9 protein-coding genes are annotated in these 21,067 nt (G+C 59.7%); 3 read left to right on the top strand and 6 right to left on the bottom strand.

The window, feature by feature from the left end; genetic code table 11:
* Positions 1 to 388: 388 nt before the first annotated feature.
* The 4 genes from BJ960_RS13365 to BJ960_RS13380 all read right to left on the bottom strand — a co-directional run bounded on the left by BJ960_RS13365 (position 389) and on the right by BJ960_RS13380 (position 8,895).
* Positions 389 to 2,128: a sigma-70 family RNA polymerase sigma factor gene (locus BJ960_RS13365; protein WP_185987649.1), complete on the bottom strand. Its 1,740-nt coding sequence runs from the start codon at positions 2,126 to 2,128 to the stop codon at positions 389 to 391.
* Between the two features lie 383 nt (positions 2,129 to 2,511).
* Positions 2,512 to 5,907, bottom strand: a complete 3,396-nt coding sequence (locus BJ960_RS13370; RefSeq protein WP_185987650.1) for a SpaA isopeptide-forming pilin-related protein — start codon at positions 5,905 to 5,907, stop codon at positions 2,512 to 2,514.
* A gap of 341 nt (positions 5,908 to 6,248) precedes the next feature.
* Entirely contained in the window at positions 6,249 to 7,766 is a 1,518-nt protein-coding gene (locus BJ960_RS13375) for a SpaH/EbpB family LPXTG-anchored major pilin (RefSeq protein WP_185987651.1), read from the bottom strand.
* A 238-nt stretch (positions 7,767 to 8,004) separates the two neighbouring features.
* Positions 8,005 to 8,895: a class C sortase gene (locus BJ960_RS13380; RefSeq protein WP_307814562.1), complete on the bottom strand. Its 891-nt coding sequence runs from the start codon at positions 8,893 to 8,895 to the stop codon at positions 8,005 to 8,007.
* 475 nt (positions 8,896 to 9,370) lie between these two features.
* Here BJ960_RS13380 and BJ960_RS13385 point away from each other — a divergent pair, with 475 nt between their 5' ends.
* The 3 genes from BJ960_RS13385 to BJ960_RS17245 all read left to right on the top strand — a co-directional run bounded on the left by BJ960_RS13385 (position 9,371) and on the right by BJ960_RS17245 (position 15,421).
* Positions 9,371 to 9,757, top strand: a complete 387-nt coding sequence (locus tag BJ960_RS13385) for a hypothetical protein (RefSeq protein ID WP_185987652.1) — start codon at positions 9,371 to 9,373, stop codon at positions 9,755 to 9,757.
* 205 nt (positions 9,758 to 9,962) lie between these two features.
* Complete coding sequence (locus BJ960_RS13390) at positions 9,963 to 10,565, top strand: hypothetical protein (RefSeq protein WP_185987653.1); 603 nt, start codon at positions 9,963 to 9,965, stop codon at positions 10,563 to 10,565.
* On the top strand, positions 10,505 to 15,421 hold the full coding sequence (locus BJ960_RS17245; RefSeq protein WP_185987654.1) for a helicase-related protein: 4,917 nt from the start codon (positions 10,505 to 10,507) through the stop codon (positions 15,419 to 15,421). Before BJ960_RS13390 ends, BJ960_RS17245 begins: the two co-directional genes overlap by 61 nt.
* A 582-nt stretch (positions 15,422 to 16,003) precedes the next feature.
* On the opposite strand, the gene BJ960_RS13400 is transcribed toward BJ960_RS17245, so the two are convergent.
* Positions 16,004 to 16,681, bottom strand: coding sequence for a hypothetical protein (locus tag BJ960_RS13400; protein ID WP_185987655.1), 678 nt, complete (start codon positions 16,679 to 16,681; stop codon positions 16,004 to 16,006).
* 262 nt (positions 16,682 to 16,943) lie between these two features.
* Positions 16,944 to 20,792, bottom strand: a complete 3,849-nt coding sequence (gene mobF, locus BJ960_RS13405) for a MobF family relaxase (protein WP_185987656.1) — start codon at positions 20,790 to 20,792, stop codon at positions 16,944 to 16,946.
* Between the last annotated feature and the right edge of the window lie 275 nt (positions 20,793 to 21,067).

Consider the following 21,067-nt stretch of genomic DNA (forward strand, 5'->3'; position numbering starts at 1 on the left):
TACCCTTTTCCACTATAGGCAGCCCGCGCCCCGGGAGTTGAGGACGACAGCCCAGTCGTACCTGACTCTCGTATCTGAGGAGATGCCGATCACCTAAGAACCCGCTCTGAGGTCTACCAAGTGCCCGCTCCTGGCACCACCCAGCGTTCCAGCAACTTGAAAGTGCTGCTCTACTCGTGCCGAGAACGACCACAAGCTGGTGCGTCTCTCCTTCTTCGCTGGCAAAGGAGATCTCGCCGAGAATTGCCGGCTGGCTATTTCCATCGAGTACTACTGCAGGCACGGCCGGGCCAAAAGCCCGGCATAACCGCAATGTCGCTGGCTTCCGCACCGATGATAACTTCGCCAGCTAGACGTGCGTCAGAACCAACTCATCGCGCGGGCCCGGTTAGGTCGCCATTCGCCACCAGACGCGCTGAGGCCCCACCGAGGAGTTCCCTTGCCAGTATCGAAGATCTCCGAGCTCAGACCGCGCGTAGGGGACTGTCAGCACGTACTCGCCGGGGCCCGTTGCAGGCTGGTGAGTGGCAAGCGCTCCCAGTGCGGTCGATTGAATGTTTACCACCTGGTTGAGGGTCGGGGTATCAAGCCCCGTGACCCGAATCGTGGTTTGTTGCGGTGCTGTCTGTTCAACACTTATCGCAAGACCCCTACCAACCTGATAGGTCCCGATGTTGGCGATAGCATCTGCGACCTCGGAGCCTTTGTGCAAGTAGGTCTGGACGCCGGTGACGGTGATTGTTCCCATCAATTTCGTAGGTGTGAAGACCCAACGTCCTTGCCCGTCAGCCACGATACTCTGGCTAAACGCCTCACCTCTTTCATTGGTAACCGTGAGATCGATACGAGCATGGGGGGCTCCGGATCCAACGAGCCTGGGGTAGACGCCCACCTCGATGCCATCTGCTGGTATCGCGCTTAAAGGTGACGGGGCCACAGCCGCCGGCTGAGGAGGCGTGAGAGCATCAGTGGCACCTACGTCTGAAGGCGTTGCATTGTCGTTTAGAATCGGGTCTTGGCTTGCAGCTTCTGTTTCGCTTGAAACCTCCCACTCACTATCCGCAGCAGCGTCTTCCTGATCGTTGGCCGCGTTGTCATTCTGATCCTCAGCGGTTTGTTCGGATCGTTTTGCATCGATGGACGTTGGAGTTCCCGGTAGACGACTAATCGGAGCGGTTGTGGGTGCTGCTGCCGTCGCAGAGAGAGCAAGGGTCGCAGCAAGGGCTCCCGCCGAGATCAGCGCCATGGGCGTCGTAAATGACTTGATCGCGCCTGCTTTAGCGAGGCTGCCCTCGGGGGACAATAGTGAAGGCTGCGACGCAAGTGCGGCCGCGAAGCTTTCAGCTGCAGCAGGTGATGAAGCTCCCGATTGAAGCCATGCTACAAACTGTTGAGCACCCACTCCACCGAGAATTCCTGGCAGCAATACAAGCGCGAGGCGCGAATGGACTTCCTCGGATTGCCCCGCAAGGATTGAGCACCTTCTGCAGTCTACGAGGTGGGCGTCCAGCTTCCTCTTTGCGGCGGCGCTAGCTTTTCCACGCGCGAGCTGCGGGAGTTTCTCAACAACCCGCCTGCACCCCTCGGGGAGATCTGATTGAGGTTCAAGATTCGCTGCAATCCATGCTTGCTTGAACCCTTCTCGCGCGCGAAGCAGCAGTGCTGAGGTGCTGTTCTCGCTCATCCCGAGGAAGACGCAGAAGTCTTTTACAGGGAGGTCTTCCACCTCTCGGTACCAAAGAACTTCCTGCCAGCGCGTGGGGAGTGTATTGAACACTTGGTAAGTGAATGATTTCTCAAGGATGGTGTCGCCAATATCTGGCGATCCAGCTGAGGAAAGTTCAAACACGTCGTCGTTGTTGCCTGTGATCTCTGATTCGGCGTTACTCCGGGACATGTTTGTAGCAATATTTCGCGCAGTCATCATCGCGTACGCCCGGAATGCTGTTTGCGGGCCTTTCCCGGCCTGGATCTGCTGGAGGATGCGCATGAACGTCTCTTGGGCAATATCGTCCGCGTCGAACCCAGTGAAGCATCGAATCGCGACGGTGAGATTCGATGAGTGCCGTTTCCACAACTCTGCATATGCGTCATTGATGCCGCTTCGCGTGAGCTCGACAAGAGCCATGTCGGATGCGTTTGAGATGTCAATTTTAGGCATTGTTGTCTCTGTGGGTTTGGTCCAGCATAAACCCATGCTGGATGGTTGTTTGGACTAGTGCTTGAAGTATTTTCAGAGTCGCGTCAGATTCTGTGCGTCATATGCGTCTATGTATCTGGTCGGGTGATGAATCTATCTGGTTGGTTCAGCGCCTTGCCTGTTGTGTGAGCGAGATGTCCGCGCCCCCCAGTGGAAGTTTCGCATAACCACGCCGCATGCCCGCTTGCCGGGGACCCCCCGTCCCGGCAAGCGGGCACTTTCGTTTTAGCGGGTTTCACGGGTAGCGATCTGCAGGTGAAAAGAAAGCCGGATCCGCTCCGTGAGGAGACAGACCCGGCTTTCATAGCAGGCTAGTTCCGGACTGCCTGACCTCGACGGCGTTGCAGCCACAAGCCAAGAAGCACGAGTACTCCAACTCCACCAGCTCCGAGGAAGATGGCGAAGGTGCCCATGCCACCCGTCAGGGGGAGCACAGGGCCCGTTGACTGCTCGTTCTCGATAGGCTGCTCGATCACTGTCGCGCCGAGCACATCGATGTAGCGAGGTGTCGGGTCAAGTTGATATCCCGCTGGTGCGCGAGTTTCAACGAGCCGGTAGCGGCCGTCATCGAGCGGCTTCACCAGGAACTTGCCTGGCTCTGGATCGGTATCCACGCCACCACAGTCAGCAGCTGACGTAACGACACAGTCCTTGACTGCGATCGTATCCCCAGCGGGCTGACCCTTGGAGTCGACTGGCGTAAGTTCCCACTCGGAACCTACGAGACGCTCGACGTCAGTCGTACCGGCAGCGATTTTCTCCCAAGCAAGCGAGGAGGGCAGCACCGTTATACCCGCAGGGTCGCAGTCCTCTTCGAGCGTACCTTCAGCTTCTGAGCCAGGGACAACGCAGGCGTTGTTCACGAGATTTCCCTCGCCGGTGCCAGCGGCAAGGGTGACCTCATACTCGATCACCACTCGGTTATCCTCTCCCTGGAGCAGTTCCGCAATCACCGCCTTGCCGTCAAGCAGCGTGAGACCAGCTGGGAGCGGGTCGCGCCTCGCGAGATCTACCTTATCGTCCTCGATCACAAGGTTCTTCAGGGTTTCGTCACCAGTGTTCGTCACTACGAGCCGGTACGGCACTGTGTCGCCAGACCGGTGCTCCGGGTAGTCATCAATGTCGTTCGCATCATGCCAATTACCCTGACTGTCCTGCACGTACTTCTTGAGAGTCACGGATCGCTTCGCGCCGATCTCAAACTTGCTTGACGTGCGCATAATTAGCTTTGTTCTATCCGCCCGCGCTTCGGCCGTGTTGACAAAGACATCTTGATACGAAGCGCCTTCAGTGACCACTGGAATCGCGAATTCGTAACTGGCTCCTGGCACCAGCTTTGGACCTACCACCCGAATCGCCGTAGCGTCCGCCATAAAACTTGTCGACCAGATACTTGAACCGCTTGGGTTCCCGGCTTCACCGTTGCTTGGGTGGGCAGGATCAGCATCGATTGAGGCGGGATCCTTCGACGTGTAGTACACCGTTGCCCCAGCGGCGACCACGGGTCCACTCAGCTTGTATGTACCGTGGAAATCAGTTCCCCGATGATCTCCGTTGTAAGGGAGAATATCGATGGTGTCAGTGAACGCTTGGACGCGCGAGTCGGTTGAACTAAGTCGCACTGTCCACAAACCATTGGCGACACCATTTTTCTGAGGCACAATCGATTCGGCTGCGGTCTTGGTAATCATCGTGATACCGCCATCAACAATTCTGGTCGACGCACTGTCTTTCGCAGTCATGCATTTGTCTTGGTTTCGTAAATCCTTGACCGTACAAGTCGCGGCAGCTAGCGCCTGATTGGTAAACACGTCCCCGGGTTCGGCCGTACCAGAGATACGCGCTTTGAACGTCACAAAATAGTCAGTGTTCGTTCGCGCGTCTGGCAACGTCCAACTAATCACGCCAGTTCCGGTGTCTACAGCAGTGGGCTCAAGGGAGGCGCTGCCCTGCAAATATTCAACACCGTTCGGCAGAACATCCTGCAGTTGAATATTCGCTATCACCTGGTCCGAAAGGGATTCAGCGCGGACTCGAAGCGTGTAGTCAACGGTTGCCCCGGGCAAAACCTCTCCCTGAGCCACGGACTTCTCAACGACAGGCTTTGCGGATACGACTCGAAGCACATCTCGGCCGGGCCCGGCGAAAGGGTAGCGCAACCCTGGGGTAAGAACACCATACCCAGGGTGCTGGTCCGCTCGTGTCTCACGCGTACCCGTAAACCATTCGTCCCAATGGTAACCAGAATCATCCGTTATTTTGAACGACGTCCACGACCAGATATCTTGTCCAACCCGGACATCATCTTTAACCTTCGAGTCAACGTATAAGTCCGCCCCATGGGAACTGCGCTGTTGAACAGACGCAAGAATGCCGTGAGGGACATTCACTCGGACGGCCTTTACAAGACTCAAGTCCGAAGGAAGTGTCTGAGTCCACCCTGTGGTTCCTCCGCAGTCAACAAAGGTATTGGGGTTATAGTTCGGGTGATTGGGGTTGAGGTTGTTGTTAATCCCATTACCGATGTAATACCAATAGCGCACGTTTTGACTGCCAGCGTATGGCTGCGTGCGACCTTCCTCGTCAACCCAACCGAGCGTTGCGGACTGAAACTTCACATACTTTGTATCAAGAACCTGGCAGAGCTGCGCGTCGGTGTAGCCTGAGCGGATAGGCACAGCTACCCCAGATACAGCACGCACTGTATCCTGTGCCATGGCAAGAGACGTATTCTGCCAAGCAGTTCCCGGAAGCGGCTCGGGCAAGGTGCCCAGGACCCAGCCTCCCGTCCAGCTTCCGCGAAGTGCGGAAGCGCTGGCCGAGTTGTTCGCAGCATCATCGGCTACAACAGCACCGCTTCCTGGCGCAACGTAGTTAATTTGCGGAACGGTAAGGGAGATATCTCCAGGACGTTGATACGTGAATGAGAACTTGATCAGCCCCGACGCCACCACATCCCATTTGGACGGGAGGTCGACGCCCGCTCCGTCTTTTGTGGGTACCTGTTGTTTCGAATAATCAATACCAGCGAGAGTCAAACGAAATTGATTGGTTCCGGTGCGAGTAAGTGAACAAGTTCCCGGAAATGAGGCCTTCCGATCTGCTGGGGCATCGGAGCTAGAGTATGGGTGTCCTGATGACCCGTAATTAAGCGGTTCACACCCCACGGCCTGAAGCTGTGTTCCGGCAGTGTTGGTTAAGTTGATTGTGTAAGTCAGAGAGCTGGGTCCGCGCTCCCCGCCTGGAGAATGCCGCAAAGACCACGGAAACATTACTGTGTCATCAGGCGAGCCAGGAGTAGCGATCGGGTTTCCGCCATCGAATTTGATGTCCATTCCAAACGGGTTCACAATATTCAGCGCAGGCGTCGTGGCGCTCACTCCCCCCACACTTCCCCGAACCAACACTTTGTCGCCGCTGGAGCCCGTGACCTCTATGCCACTCACCATCAGTTCCGCCGTGCCCTGATCTCGAGTACCGAAATTACAGATCAGCCTCGAGCCGTCTGTTGAGATTTCGGAAACAGGGTCTAGAGGCACCGAGGGATTCAGGGTGTCAGTAAGGCAAGAAGCAGGCAGCTTGGTAAACGCCCCGTTTTCAACTGAGAGCATAAGCGTGACGTTGTCGACAGGATCGTTCGAAGGCGCAGGAGAATCATCATTGACGTTGTACCTCCAAACGGACTCCACTGTGTCTTTCGTCGACACTTCGTTTGGGGTACTCGCTTGCCACTCACCCTCGAGCTCGTAAACCGTGGCAGCCTGAGCAGGCTGCGACTCCACAATCCCTGCTGAGCAAACGAGTGCTGCACTTACGCTGAGAGCAACGACAGTCTTCCTCGACGCTCTCAGTTTTCGCTTGAGATATCTCGGTCGTTCCGTTCTCCGCTTTTGCATTCTTTCCCTCCGCACACTTGTCATGCTGTCTGCTTGTTCCGTTTTAAAGTGGGGTGTCAGGGGAGAGGGAGGAAATAGGCCTCCGCTCCCCCCCTTGACAACGCTCGGCGCTCCTACCGGAGCTCAGTGCTGTCACCCACCACAGCCATGAACTACTCCTGGATGGAGGTCTTACGACGGTTCATCAGCACCAAGCCGGCAGCAACTGCGACTGCAGCAACACCACCTGCGATGATCAGGAACTGACCCGACCCACCGGTGAGCGGAAGCTCAGGGACTTCCTGCTGCGTGTTCAGGATCTCGACGTTATCCGATACGGTCGTCTCGCCCTTCTTGACGGTCACTGCAGTGAACGGGTTGTCCGGGAGGACGTAACCGGCGGGAGCAGCGATCTCCTTGAGGACGTAGCAGCGCTGCTGCGCGTCGATAACGGGGTTCTCGCTGTCGCTCACGAAGAGGCCAGGGATCGAGATGACACCGGTACCTGCCGAGGTGAATGAAGTCTCACCTGCAACGGCGATTGCATCACCGGTTGCTTCAGCAGCCGAGCAGTCGTCTGCGTACGGGTCAACTGCGTTGTACACCTCGAACGTTGCGCCGTTCAGGCGACCCTCGGTACCAGTGGTGCCGGCGGCACGCTTCTGAACTTCGAGGCTGCCCCAGTTGCTCTTGACCTCGTTCGAAGGTACCGGCGGGTTGGTGTTCGGATCGAAGCCGGGGTTGTTCGGCCACAGCTCAGCCTGGTTAGTGATCGTACCGTTGCCGAGTTCGGTGACGGTACCTGCGAACACGACCTGGATCTTCTTGCCGGCCTGGGCGTTCGGGCCCTCGTTCAGCCATGCAAGACCTGCGGCGGTGAAGTTCATCGTAACCTGCTGGCCATCAACAGTGAGCGTGTAGTACGACGCATCAAGTGCCGCACCATCGACGGTCACAGCCATGTCAGCGGGGTCAACCGGGGTGAGGCGTGAATCAAGGGTGTCTCGGATAGCGAACCCAGTCCAGTCCTCGCCCGTGGTGGGGATCGGAGCGGTAACCGGGAACTTCACGACTGAGCCAAGGCCCATGTCCTGCTGCGGGTCGATCGTCTTCTCGATCGATGCTTCGCCGTTCTTCGGGTATGCGTGTACGTCGTATACCCAACCGTTTTCGTGCGGCATTGGGACCGTCACGATGAACGGCGCTGCCGAGTCAATGATCTGTGCCGGAGCATCAGTCTCACAGACCTGGTACGCGCCAATCGGGAGTGCTACGTTTGCTGCACCCTTAGCGTCAGTACCGGGCAGAGTGATTGCGCTACCGAGCTCGTAGCCTGCGGGTGCCGTGCAGTTATCGCCAGGGGTGAGGCTTGCGAGAGCGTCCCAGTTCGATGCCACGGAGAGATCAACTGCTACGCCGTCCTTCAGCAGGGGGTAAGCGGTGAAGATCACACCTTCGACTGGATCGGTGAAATCACCGTCAGCAGGAGCCTCGCTGATGTCACCTTCCTTCGGGGTGACCTGGTGCAGGTACTTGTGTACCGTGAGCGACCCTGTGCGGTCGAAGTCGATATCCCCGAAGCTCTGCGGTGCAGCAACTGCTGCGCTGCTGGTTCCGAAGAGAGCGGTCAGCCCGATGGCGGCTGCGCCAATCGTTGCGGCGATCCGCCGCGGTGTGTTTCGTTCAGTCAACTGAACGTCTCCTTCCTAATAGAGAGTGCCCCTCTGGCTCTCGGGAAATTGACGCAGCTGCATTCAACAGCGTCCCCCATTGAGACCATACAGGCAGCCGTAATCTGACGCGCACTTCCGAGTTTTTATTTTTTTATAGATGCACGCAGTTTGGTTCGTGTGTTTTGGTCAATTACATGTGCGGTTCAGACAATATCTATATTGTTTCCCTTGCCTGAACTGTGGCTTTTCAATGTATTCATCCGTCGCGGCGGGTGCCGCGACGGTCGATGAATCCTCGATGAACGACATATGCCGCAATCACCAGTGTTCCTCCCGCGCCAATGACGGCCCACCAGGGGGTGCCCGGGATAACCGGCGGCTTACCTGCAGCGGCTAGGTCTTGAGGTGGCGTGGGGGTGATTCGTTTGCCGGTCACCACAATTCGGTGACTATTGACCCCCAAAGGGGTACAGGTGATCAGTGTGACAAGGTCCTCGCCCTCTCGAGCACGAAGTGAGCTCGTTTCGGTGGGCTCGATGACCTCGACCTCGAAAACTTGGTAGGTGAGTACTTCACCCATTACCTCAACGGAGAAAGTGTCACCCTTGCGCACTTCGTTGAGGTTCGTGAACATAGTGGAATTTGCGAGCCCGCGGTGAGCGGTAATCACTGACCTGGTACTGGGCCCACCTACGGGCAGGTGGGATCCTTCAAGGTGCCCCGCGCCTCGGAGGAGTGTCTCGTCCGATGTCCCGTGGTACACGGGGAGATCCACGTCAATTGCGGGGATGCGGATTCGGGCCATCAGCCCGTCTTCGCTTGCTCGGAGCAGTTCGTTGTATTTGAGATCAGTGCCGGCAAGATTGCCGGTACCAACCGGGACATTACCGCCCGCTTCAAGCTTCACTCCGGCAGCCAGAGCATCGTTGTATACCCGTGCGAGCTCAAGCTGCTCTGTCTTTCCAGGGTTGAGGTTCTCAAGGTCAAACGAGGCATTTTCAATAACCTGCGACTGGTTGTACGAAGACAGCCATGATGCAGTCATAGGGTAAAGAGCTGTCACCATGCCGCCGATAGCCAGAACGGCGATACTCCAGGACAGGAAGCTCGGGCGCCAACGCGCCGATTTGCTTGCTGTTTTCTTCACACAGTCCCCCTAGACCTTGAGCGATGGTTACTTCTCTTGGATATCAGACATTTTTCTGCCCAGTAATCTGACGTGAGTTCGCTGCGGGGTGACCTAATCAAAGAGACAAAGGTGTTCTCGGGGCACCCTGGCTCGATTCACGCATTTTGGGATCGGGGAAAGGCACAAACCGACGACGTGGAACATCCGATCAGCGACCCGCCACGGATCCCCTAACCAGTCTGCCAAGGCTGTCACACACTCATCCACGACCTTCTGACGTCGACGAAGACGTGGCGGAAGCTCCCTCGTGTGCAAGCGAACCATGTCGCCCTCGAGTACGTCCGTGACGAGCACGAAAGAAAGCTGGCCTCCCCGTTCCCTCGGGGTGCCTCAGCCTTGCGCGACTACCTCTGAACCGGGAGTGCGCGACGGCTTGCGTCGATTCGGGAGGCACACACCAGGTGTGCTGAGACCGAGCGAAACGAGGCATCACATGGCATCCATGACTCCCACCACGTTCACTTCCGAAGCGGGCATCGCCGCCCGCCGAGAGTTCGAGAAACGCATCACGCAGCTGCGCGAAGTAAACCGGCTTTCCGTAGAACATGCTGCGGCACTCACGCAGGCGACAACTGACTCTGGCAGTTTGGAAGCATGGTCAGAACGGATTGAAGTCGAATGCGAACGGCTCAACATCACGGGTGCAGAACGTGCCTACCTCCATTCTGTTCCTGACGGCGCCGCAGGCGGTATGGAGCCGATGACGTGGGCTGAGGCGACCAGGCGCGGAATGTACGAGGCACTCCACGAGTCCCACGCAGCAGCACAGCGCTACGAGCACGATTCTCGGGCACTTTCGGCGCAGTCACCTACCTGGTAATCCCGCTTCACAGTGTGGGCTGCACCTTTCGGTGCAGCCCACACGTGTTTCTGCCACTGCGCGCGCTCCCCCTTCGTATTCCGATAGCGAATTTCGGATGTGTCGGAGGTTGGACCGAGAATGGCCAGAAAGCAGCGTGTTGCTGATACCCAGTTAGCGTTCGACCTCTGGGGCGAATTCGACAGCGTAGACCAGGAGGAAACACATGTACGACCAAGAGATGCTCGCGAAGCTGCAGGCGACGTGGCCGGAGACGACCGACTACCTGACGAAGCTCGGACAGTTGAACAACGACCTGATGGTACTCAGGGAGATGAAAGCAGCGGACGAGCACACTCCGTCGTGGCTGGAACTCCTAGGGTACAGCGAGGACGACTTCTTGAAGACCCCGACAGCGGTGGAAGTTCTCCGGTTCTTGAATCAGCAGGGAATCGTGGTTCAGTCGAGGCTGACGGTTCCGAAGTTTCTGGAGTTCCATACGGACCAGGAGGAACTGTACAAAGCGGGCGAGGAGTCCACCCCGGAGGTTCTCGAAGTATCGCCCCCTCTGGAGCTCCGCGACGAGTACGACGCGATGCTGTGGGCTCTGCCGGAGTTGCAGAAGAAGCTCGTCGAGTGGGCGAAGCAGACCGCGTCCCGTCACGGCTCCCCGGCACCACTCATGACGCTCACCCAGGCGACAATCTTGATGCTCGTAGTAGAGGCGTTGGACCACGATTTGAACAAGTCTCCCGGGTGGCAGGCGGAGTGTCTGCAGTCCGCACTCTCCAGCGAGTTCTATCAGAAGGCCGCACACCCACTCCCCTAGAGGCGGCAGAGCTCCAGCGCTTCCCGGGCTGGGGCGCAACCCCGGAACTGTTCGACCCGGGGCACTCGAAGTACCAGGATGAGCGTGATGCGCTTACGGATCTGTGGGGCGAGGAAGAATGGGCTGCCGCGCGCCGAACCGTCCTGAACGCGCACTACACGAACGATGCCTACGTCGACGCGATGTGGGACGCGCTCGACGCGCTCGGCGTTCCTGAGACCGGGCACGTGCTTGAGCCTGGGTGTGGGACGGGCAACTTCATCAAGGCAGCCGGCACGCACCAGGTCACGGGCGTTGAGCTCGACCCGACGTCGGCAGCGATCGCGCAGGTCCTGAACCCGCAGGCGGTGATTCGGGCGGAGTCATTCGGGGACACGTTCCTCACCCACGACGGCTACGACGCTGTCATTGGGAACGTGCCGTTCGGGCAGACCCGGCTCTACGATCCCGCATACAACCGGGCGAACCTGTCGCTCCACAACCACTTCATCGTGAAAGCACTCCGACAGACCAAGCCCGGCGGCATCGTCATGGTGATGACGTCCAGGTGGACGATGGACGCGAAGGCCGAACAAGCACGCCGCGAGATCTCCACCTACGGGGAGCTCCTTGGCGCGGTGAGGATGCCTGCAGGCGCGCACGGGGAGACAGCGGGGACAGACGCAGTCGTCGATGTCCTTGTCCTCCGCAGGCACCTCGGAGACACACCTGAAAGCGAGCCGACATGGCTTCGGACAGTGGACATCGACGGGGACGCGGGGACAGCCCGCGTCAACAGCTACTTCCACGAACAGCCAGGACACGTGCTTGGCCGGCTTGGGACACGGAGTGGACAGTTCGGGCCAGAAGTGTCCGTATCCGCTGTCGACGTCTCCCCCACCGTTGTCGCGCCGCTCCTTGCGGACAGGCTCCGGGACATTGTCCAGGACGCCCAAGTCACCGGGCGGACATGGGCGGCAGACGGGCAGGTCGTGTCCGAACGTCCTGTCGCAGGAATTGTCCAGGACTCGAAACTGTCCATCGGACATATCAGCGTCCAGGACGGTGTCCTCATGCAGCAGGGCGTCACCGAGCTTGAACCGGTGAATGTCCCGAAGAATGCGATGCGTGAGCTCTCACATTTGGTGTCCCTCAGATCCGCTGCGGTGCTCCTCCTCGAAGCAGAAGCATCGTCTGCGGAAGACACCGAGCACATTGCTGTCCTGCGTGAGGATCTCAACCGGATCTATGACTCGTACCTCGAGGCGTACGGCCCGATAGGCCGGTCGACCACGACCGTTCGCGAACGACCCGGGAAAGACCCGGTGATCACCAGGCGGTTCCCGGCAGCGATTCGTGCGCTCCGTATCGACCCGCACTACGCCACCGTCGCAGCACTCGAGCACTACAACGAGGACACCCATACGTCCAGAAAGGCGACGATATTCCGTGAACGTGTCGTGGGAGCGGTCACCCTGGTCGACCGCGTCGATACCCCGGAAGACGCAATCCGGGTGTCGCTCGAGCGCACCGGTTACGTCGACGTCCCGCTTGTCGCTTCGCTCCTTGACGTCGACGAGGCTGCCGCGGTCGACCAGGTCGCAGATCTCGTGTTTCTCGACCCGGATGATGACACCCGGTATCTGCCGGCGGCCGAGTACCTCTCCGGGAACGTGCGGAAGAAGCTCAAGGAAGTGCGCGAGCTCGCCGTCGTCGACGCGACGTTCCAGCGCCACGTCGACGCCCTCACCGAGGTCATTCCTGCAGAGGTGGGGCCGGCCGAGATCGACGTCCGGTTCGGTGCCGGCTGGGTGCCCGTGAGTGACGTGTCTGCGTTCCTTGAGCACGAGCTCAAGCGGGGCGTGAAGACGATCGAACGCATCGACGGGGAATGGAAGTTCCAGCTCGCGGGGAAGTCTCCCGAGACTGTTGAAGCGAAGTGGGGCGTCTCCGGTGACCATGTGAAGCTGGGCGCAGCGCAGGTCATGAAGAAGGTGATGAACGGTGAGAAGCTGGAGCTTCGGTACCGGCCGGATAAGGACGGCCCGTCCGTGTTGGACCAGGTCGCTACCGAAGCGTTGCAGGAACGCGCAACCGAGCTGCACGACGTTTTCCAGGACTGGTTGTGGCGGGACGGGGAACGTGTGATTCGGCTGCAGGAGCGCTACAACGACATGTATAACGGGATCGCGCTCCGCTCCTACGATGGCACCGAACTCGTGTTCCCGGGCAAGGCGAAGTCGTTCAACCCGCGGCCGCACCAGCACGCGGCCGTCGCGCGCATGCTGGCAGAGCCGGCAGTCGGACTGTTCCACGAAGTCGGGGCCGGGAAGACGGCTGAGATGGTGCTCGGAGTGATGGAGCTGAAACGGCTTGGCATGGCCGAGAAGCCTGCGATCATCGTCCCGAATCAGATGCTTGAACAGTTCACGCGAGAGTTCAAACAGATCTACCCCCGAGCACGTGTCCTCTCGGCCGGCAGCGAGGATATTGCCAACGCTGCAGGTAAAGACGGCCGCAAGCTGTTCGTGGCGCGTGCCCGCAGCGGGAACTGGGATGCCGTCATCATGACGCATGGCGCATTCGGGAAGATCGGGCTCGGCGCCGCGCGAGCCGACTACGCGCAGCAGCGGCTCGATGAGCTGCGCGACGTGCTCGAGCAGAAGCTAACGTCCGAGCTGTCAGACAAGTCAGTGAAACGGCTCGAGGAGAGCTTGTCCAAGCAAGAACAGAAGCTCAAGCAGATGCTCGATCTCGACCACGACGAGGGCGTGACCTGGGACGAGACCGGCATCGACTATCTCTGCATTGACGAAGCCCACCTGTACAAGAACATCACGGTTCAGTCGTCCGTTGAAGATCTCGCAAAGCAGGGCAACGACAAGACGACAGACCTCGATATGAAGCTCTGGTACCACCGTGAGCACCTGGGCCAGTCACGTGTCGCGACGCTGGCGACTGCGACACCGCTACCGAACTCGATCATCGAAATGTACGTCATGATGCGGTACATGCGGCCCGACCTTCTGAAGGACGCACAGGTCTATTCGGCAGACGACTGGGCGCAACAGTTCACCGAACAAGTCACCGCCGTGGAAGCAAAACCCGATGGTGGCGGATTCCAGGTCAAGACCCGCACGACAAAGTTCAGGAACGTTCCCGAACTGCTTCGCATGTGGCACGTGCCCGGAGACGTGAAGACGCAGGCAGACCTCGCGCTACCCGTGCCGGCGATCGCGAGAAACGTCGACGGAGATCGAGCACCCGAGATGGTGATTGTCCCGGCGAATGAGGAACAGGCCGCGGGTATGGCTGACCTCGTGGAGCGCGGCGACGCAGTCCGCCGAGGGCTGGTTGACCCCAAAGCCGACAACATGTTGAAGATCACGTCGAACGGGCGCGCACTCGCCCTCGACGCCCGCCTCTACGGCGGGAGCGAGCCTGCTGAATGGGAAACCACGAAAGTGAACGTCGTCGCGGACAACGTGTACGACATCTGGGCCGAAAACCAGGACCGCGAGTACCTCGACGAATGGGACGAGATCTCCGCAAACCGAGGCGCATTGCAGATCGTGTTCGCTGACCTTGGCACGCCGTCGACGGACGGTCGTTGGGACGCCTACACGGAGATCCGTGAGCAGCTCCTCCAGAAGGGGATCCCTGCGTCGCAGATCCGGTTCATTCACGAAGCCGGCAACGACAAGGCGAAGGCTGAACTGTTCCAGCAGGCGCGTGACGGCCGCGTCCAGGTGCTTTTCGGGTCGACCGAGAAGATGGGCGTCGGGACGAACGTGCAAGCCCGCGCGGTCGCACTGCACCACGTCGACGCACCGTGGAGACCGACAGACGTCACACAGCGTGAAGGGCGCGCGATTCGGCAGGGCAACCAGAACGACGAACTGCGCATTCTCCGCTACGCGACCGAGGGATCATTCGACTCGTACATGTGGGGCACCCTCGCAAGGAAGGCGACGTTCATCGAGCAAGTCCTCACGGGAAGGCTCGATGTCAGAGAGGTCGAGAACTCGACCGAGATGGCGCTGCAGTTCTCCGAGATGCAGGCGATCGCCGCCGGCGACATGCGCATCCTCGAAGCCGCGAACCTCAAGAACGAGGTGCAGAAGCTGTCCCGGCAGGAGCGCGCACACTCGAGGAAGATCTCGTCGGTGCAGGCACGCCGGCTTGCACTCGGGCAGGGCATGGAAGTTGCAAAGCATGACCTTGAAGTCATGCGGAACCTCGCGCCGAACGTCGTGGATACCCGTGGCGACAACTTCACGGGCCGCGTCAGGCCAAAGAGCTGGGCGGAAGCACCGAACTATCGTGAGCGCAAACAGTTCGGGCAAGCCCTCAAAGTCGCAGTCGGGCGTGCACGTGAGGCACTGGGACCGTACGGGTTTACATCGAACAACGCCGCGTACCCGAGACCGCTGGGCATCCAGGTATCCGTTGCTGGGCTTAAGTGGGAGACGCAGCTGAGGTGGAACGCGCACAAGCAGTCGGACCCGATTGTCGAATTCTCCGCAGGCCGCACACACAAGGCGATGCAGCTCCGCATGGCCTGGTCACGCATCCAAGAGGGCGACGAGTCGTGCCTCGCACAGTCGTTCGAGCTTCAGGCCCGCGACCTCCCCAGGCTGATCGAGGAACATGAGGAGACCGTGGTGGCTGCGTCTGAGGAAGTCACAGAATTGCTCCGCCTGGAACAAGAGGAATGGCCGAAACAGGTTGAGCTTGCCGCGGCGCAATCGCAACTGACCGACATCCTCAGGCAGTTAGAGCAAGAAGCTAGAGAACTCACTGGCCAGGCCTCAGCCGTGTACGGGGTTGAACAGGAACCTACGACTCTGGAGAAACTGCAATCGGTTCAAATGTAGAGCGGAGGATGCTCGTGGGCGTTGAACTTCCCCAACGCCTCTTTCGAGTATGGGGGTGCCTCTTGTTCGGCTTTTGATTGCGGTTCCCGGCATCTATTCGATTGAAATGGTGACTGACCCCGGGGCGACTGGTGGGCTCTTGGCCTCGTTGCGGCACCTGGTTGCCGAATCAGAGTGCGGTGATATCGTGCAAAACATGAAGTCAGCACTGATGCGTCAACGAATCGTTCGGGTAACAACTTGGACTATCCTCGGGGTTGCCTTTATCGGGTGGGTCGTATCACTCGCGATCAAAGCACCTTGGACACCGTGGTTCACGATCATTTTTTGGACGGTTCTGGCAGTCGGTGTGTTAGTTCGGGTACTTACTCGTTCCCGTGGAAAACGGTCTTCCCTTGATGCGTTCCAAGACCTGAACCAGATCTATCAAGGCCGAACTCAAACGCCGGCACCAGGTCACGTGCCCGCACAGAGCGTGGAGATCGGTGAACCATTCCGGAACTCGCCCCCAAGGGCACCTGACCCAAACGAAGTGAGCGGAGAGGAGGAACCTCCTCTCCGCTCACAGTAGTCTCCTGCGAACTACTGGAACATGCCTGCCGCCCCTACGGGAGTGGAGGCGGACATCATCTGAACCTGTTTGGTCGATGCGACGTTGCCCCATTTGATGACGCCACCACCACTGCTGCCTCCGCCGCCGCAGCCGAGCGAACCATAGTACTCATCCCACACGTTCCCTCCGCCAGGTAGGTGACGGGCTTTGTACCCTTTCCCCTGTAGGCAGCCTGTGCCCAGAGAGTTGAAGTCGACAGTCCAGTCGTATCCGACTGTCGTATCTGCAGAGATGCCGATCACCGAGCAACCAGGCACTGAGGTGTACCAAGTGCCTGTTCCTGGCGCAACCCAGCCTTTCCAGCAACTTGCAAGTGCTGCTCTATTCGTGCTGGGGACGGCCGCAAGCTGGTGCGTCTCTCCTTCTTCGCTAACAACGGAGATCTCACCCACGGTTACCGGCTGGCCATTTTCATCGAGTACAACTGCAGGAGCGGCCGGGTCGAAGCCCGGCATAACAGCAATGTCTGTGACTTCCCCATCGATGACAACTTTGTCGCTAGTCGGCTCGATGCCTTCGGCACTCATTTCAGTGCCGATCGGCAATGACTCTACCGGCGGGGATAATTCCGCCGCAGAAGCAGGGGCCCCAACAGCCACCAACGCCCCAACAACCGCCACGATTGAAAGAGTTGTTTTGATCTTCATTTCATCCCTCCAGTGTTTACCGGCAGCATTACCGGTACACCCAGGTTGGAAATACCCAGATGATTCGAATTGATCGTGCGGGACACTCATTCCATAGAGAGCCGAGTGAACCCACCACGATCCAGACGCTCAATACGACTGGGACGGGACGAGTGTTCCTCGCTTAGCTCATAGTCTGGAACAAGATCTCGCACATCCCACACTATGTGACCTCACTCCTTTTGTCACCAGGTCGCGTCGGAACAGCACTTTTGCTATTTGATCAGGGCAAATGAGCCGCCCAGTGTTGAGTGGAAGGTGAGAGCCCTGCTGTTGGGCGCACGGCATCAAGTGAGCGGGCCAGGTGATCCGATTCGTGGAGAGAGCGCCCGGTAGGCCGCAAAGCTTCACCGGCCACTGCCCGATCTCGTTCACGGTTCTGAGCGACACGGATCTCAGGACCGAGCGCGTCCTCACTGTCAATGCCGTACAGTTCGCGATAGCAGGCCACAGTCGCTGCCCGGCGCCGCCACTCTTCCGATGCTCCGGGCGTTGCTTCCCCCAGTTCCGAGAGCCAAGGCTCTTTGGTAGCGATCGCTCGGTCAACTAGCTGCTCGGCGCGCAGCAGAATCGCTTGTTCACGGTCTTCCAACTCTGCCTGGAACTGGGGATCGGGATGCACTGGTGCGCGTTCGATGAGGCCTGCCACGAGCCTGCCTCTCCCACGGTGCCTGGCGGCTGTCGCTCCGGCGTCGACAGTGAGGTTATAGCGCGCCTGCATTAGCCCTGCGAGGCGCGCCGACAGGTTCTTCGTCTTCTGCCGGTCGATCGATTCCAGCGATTCGCGCACAGCGCCTTCGACGGGGACTTCGCCTCGTTCTTGGAGGGCTGCGATGGTGCGTGCAAGCTTGAGACTGCTGCGATGCTTGTCGGGCTCGTCCCCCACGAGATCGATGCCGAAGCTGTTCAGCATTGGAGCGTGTTCCGCTGCAAGGTAGTCGAGCTCTGTGTAGTCGTCGACGAGCTTCCCGAGCCGAAAGTGCAGGACGGCGAGTGCGGTCCTTGCGGTCCCAAGTTCGCGGCTCGCGAGGGCTTCTTCGATGGTGTCTCGCGGGTCATGCCCGAGCTGTTCGACACGTCGGACATTCGCGAGCACCGGGCCGAGGTAAGGCGATTCGTGGGATTCCTCGTCGACAAGTCCCAGCTGGGTGAGGAGCGGCAAATACTCGTCCTCGAGCTGAGACGCGATCAGCGTCTGGTACTCGGCTGCGAGCTGCCGGATCGAAGACACCCGTTCGAGTTCATCGGCGGCAGCTTGGTGAGCGGAGGGCGCGCTCTGCTTGCGAAGGACTGTCTCGAGTGTGTCCTTCCAGTCGCGTTCCATCCCGAGCGCCGCGGTGTCCCCGAGGACGTTGTCCTCATCGTCGACGACATATGCCCGGTTGGAGTATTTGCCACGAGTCATTGCGACATAGAACGTCTCTCTGGAAGCCGACGAGTCGATGATCGCGTGAGCGGTGTCCACCGTCCGTCCTTGCGAGCGGTGTGCGGTTGTCGCGTATGCGAGCTGGACATGGTCACGGCAGTACTTCGCGGGAAGGACAACTTTTTCGTCCCCGGACACTGCCGTGATGTCCCCGGTGTCCGGGTCGATGTCCTGGACAACCCATTCGTCGTTGTTCTTCACCCATCGGTCGTGGTCTGTCCTGAGTGTCCGCTCGTTTCGGCGGGTGACGATCCTGTCCCCTGGGGACGCGACACCTGACTGGACACGTGTCTCTTGTGTCCCGTCGACGTGTCCGGTCTCGATGCGCCAGTCGCGGGCGATCTGGTTGAGTCGTTCGACCATGTCGTTCGTAGGTGCGATGAGGAGGGACACGAGTGTCCCGTCCTCGCCGGGTGTCTGTTCGTCGGCTTTCCACGCGTCCACGGCGTCTTGCACGATGGTCTCGTCGAGGCCGTGCGTGATCCTGCCTTGATCGATGTATTGGGCGAGGCCGGCTGTTTTCCCGAGGCGGAGGAGTTTTGATGCGTCGGCTTCCCACTCGGTTTTGAAGCGGTGGAGCTCTGTGAGTTCAGCGACGTCGTCGCGGTCTGTTGCGAGGAGCCCGAACGTGCCGCCGGCGTCGACGGCGGCAAGCTGCGCCCAGTCGCCAACGAGCAGGAGCTTTGCCCCTGCTGCTTCGGCCTGAGCACGGAGGGTGTCGAGTGCGATCGTTCCGGCGATGGATGCCTCGTCGATGATGATGAGGTCGCCTGCGTTGAGCTCATATGAGAAGCCGTCTGCTTCGACAGTGCCCTGCCCGGTCTCGTGCAGCCATTTCGCGGTGTTCTCGGTCTGGATCCCAAGAGAGTCGGCAAGCACCTCGGCTGCGCGGGCGGTCGGGGCGAGGCCGCGCACGCTCCCGTCACCGTATTGTGTTTCCCAGATCTCGCGGAGCTTCTCAAGCGACGTCGTCTTCCCTGATCCCGCAGGCCCGACGAACACGTCGACGAGCCTCCCGGAGCAGGCAATGTTCTGGACTGCAGCAGCTTGGTCCGCACCGAGAATGAGGTCGCCGCCGGCGACCTTCGTGTGGACAAGTTCATTCGCGAGCTCTGCGTCGACGGCGGCCACGCTCATGGTGCGGCCGGCTTCGAGCATGCGTTCTTCTGCGTCCCATACTTCGCGAGTGGTGTACAGATCCCGTGCGGCAGGGTGGAACGTGGATTCGCCGGATTCCGTGCGGAACCGTGTTGGGGCTCGGAGTGTGTTTCTCGGGGTGAGGGTGATCGCTTCAGCGAGCACCTGGTCGAGGATCCTGGCAACGACTTGGTCGCGGTCCGCGGGTGACCTAAACCGCCAGCCCGCGATCGCGCGCAACGTTTCTGTCTCGGCGTTGCGCCTGCCCCACGTAGACTTCCCGATCGAGAGCGCCGTCAGCGCGCACGCGGCCGCGTCTTGCACCGCGTTAGTGTCGACGTCATCGTGCCTGAATGACCACAGAGGGAGGTCATCAAGCCGCGCTTTGCCGGCGTCGTGGACTCGATCTGCGAATAGGAAGGATTCGCCCACGTGACGTGTCGCGCGTTCCCTCCAGAGTGATGTGAGGGCTTTGAGCGACCGGTTCTGTTTTGCCTTGCGTGTGGCGAGTGTCGCTTGCTGCCTGAACTTGATGATCTGCTTCGCGGTCGGTTGCCGGCCATGCTTCTTCACGTAGTTTGCGATCTGTTGGTCCTTCGCGGCCGCGATGTCTCGTGAGCGGGTCGAGTACTCTCGATTGAGATCCTGCGGCACATCGGCGATCTGCCACGCGACAGAGCCCGGTGCTTCGCCTTGCTCGAGCGCAAACTGGTGCCGCGCCGACGCGGTGTCCGGTCGCGCTGTGTCAGCGAGCCACCCTTGGTATTCCGTGGGATGCTCTTGGACAGCCTGCGTCGTCCAATTCACACCGAACCGCATCGCGAGCTCGTCCATCAAAACCGTGTCGTAGTAGACGCCGGCCGTTGCGACAGCGGGGAACAGTGACCAGCGCGAGTCGATCGTGCGCCACCGCCCGTCCGCGCCTTGGACGCGGTTCGAGACGAGCATGTGCGTGTGGAGTTGCGGATCTCCGTCGCGTGAATCCCATTGGTCAAACAGCGCCGCAGTGATGCCCTGCACATGTTGCTGGGCGACACCGTCGACGCCGGTGCGCGTGCGGATGATGTCTGACTCGAGCTTGTGGATCGTCGCGTCGATCGCGGCCTGGTGGCAGGCACGGATCTTGTCCTTCAAGTCCGGGTCCGCGAGCGCCCACCATGAGCTCACGGACTTGGGCGGTGAGAACACGAACTCGAACCCCGCAACTGACTGCCGTTTCTTGCCGTTTTCCTCGACGTCGCTTTTGGTGATGAACCGCTTCCCCAAGGCTGCACCCGTGAGTGGGTGCGTGCCCTCCCCGAACAGTGCTTCGAGGTCTTCTTTCCGGACGTCGCCGGTGACGGTGGTGAGGCCGAGTGCGGCCGCGCCTGTGCCTGCCCAAGCACCTGGCGGAGTGCCGTTCGCCATGTAGTAGGCGGCGCGGCTGTCTGCCCGGTCGAGCGTGTGCTCGGTAGAGACGGTTCCCATGAGGTACCCCCATGCGTTCCGATCAGCACCGATAGTCGTCATCGTCAGCATGGTGTCGCGCGCCGTTCATCGTTGTAGGTCATGGTTTCTCCGGTTCGATCTGTTCGTGTTGGTACGAGTTACGGTTTCTGGCGGGTGTACGCGTCGGCGCGTTCTGCGCGCTTTCTGCATCGTGCGCCGCAGTACTTTCGGCGTCGCGTAGCTGCATCCGGGAACGGTGTGCCGCACCACGCGCATGAAGTCGCGCCGAGGTTTGAGCTTGCGCGGTGTGCACGCTTACGACACTTCGAGGAGCAGTACTGATGTTCCGGCGAGAC

Source organism: Leucobacter aridicollis (assembly GCF_013409595.1).
Taxonomy (GTDB): Bacteria; Actinomycetota; Actinomycetes; order Actinomycetales; family Microbacteriaceae; genus Leucobacter; species Leucobacter aridicollis.